The 231-nt window shown below is 36.4% G+C and carries 1 pseudogene; it reads right to left on the bottom strand.

Features of this window, described 5'->3' with window-relative positions:
• Positions 1-6: 6 nt before the first annotated feature.
• A pseudogene (locus M901_RS01920) lies at positions 7-231 on the bottom strand (hypothetical protein); the annotation flags it as partial.

The following is a 231-nucleotide window of genomic DNA, read 5'->3' as shown; positions in this document are numbered from 1 at the left end:
TAGAACCTATAGTGTAGTAACGCCAAGTATCATCACCTGCTCATGAACCAGAATGAGAGTAAAAGTTAGAAATATAATCGCTAAGACCTTTCTCTTATTCTTCTTAACAAACTCAGAGTTTTTAAAAGAAGCAAAAGGAATATTTGAAATCATCAAAAACCCGTAGGCAACCGCATAGAATGCGGCAATATATTTTGCCCATGGTCCTAGAGTAAACTCTGTCGAAAAGAG

It is taken from the genome of Bacteriovorax sp. DB6_IX (assembly GCF_000447775.1).
Lineage (GTDB): Bacteria > Bdellovibrionota > Bacteriovoracia > Bacteriovoracales > Bacteriovoracaceae > Halobacteriovorax_A.
Note: the sequence above shows the minus strand (reverse complement) of the source record. Positions and strands in the feature narration are given on the sequence as shown.